The 585-nt window shown below is 29.9% G+C and carries 2 protein-coding genes; both read left to right on the top strand.

The window, feature by feature from the left end:
- The coding region (locus B6S12_RS11325; protein ID WP_181451059.1) for a hypothetical protein at positions 1–183 on the top strand (183 nt) is incomplete at its 5' end.
- 11 nt (positions 184–194) lie between these two features.
- On the top strand, positions 195–585 hold a 391-nt coding region (locus B6S12_RS10815), incomplete at its 3' end, for a DUF1353 domain-containing protein (protein ID WP_146239370.1).

A 585-nucleotide genomic window follows, 5' to 3' on the forward strand; every position in this document is an offset into this window, starting at 1 on the left:
ACTAGAAATAAAGAGATTAAAGAAATAGATATTTACAATCTAGTCATTAAAAAGCTTCAAGATTTTATCGCTAGACATTTAAAGCTAGAAAGCAAACACATAGAGATTAAAAACAAAGAACCTCCACAAAAAGAGGAAATTCACAACAAGGAGAGCAGTACAAAAGATTTTAAAAATTTATAAGGGTTCACAAAATGGATTTAAAAGAAGCAATAAAACATTGTTTAGAAAAGACAGAGGAATTAAAATATTGCAATAAAGAATGTTCTAGCGAACATCTTCAATTAGCACAATGGCTAAAAGAATTAAAAGAGATTAAAGAAGTGAATGATAGAGAACTTATAACAATTCTAAGAGAGGGTAAAGACTTTGAACTTTTAAAGGATTTTTGTTTTTACTCTTTGGAATTAAAAGAATTTGAAAAAGACTTAAATGTCTATTACCACACTAACGATAAAGCAGAGGTTTTTATAAAAGTGCCTAAGGGCTTCCGCACAGATTTTGGAAGTATCCCACAACTTTTTCAAAGCTTTCTCTCACCCATTGGCAAACCCACTAAGGCTTATGTAGTGCATGATTATTTAT

It is taken from the genome of Helicobacter valdiviensis (assembly GCF_003245365.1).
Taxonomy (GTDB): Bacteria; Campylobacterota; Campylobacteria; order Campylobacterales; family Helicobacteraceae; genus Helicobacter_D; species Helicobacter_D valdiviensis.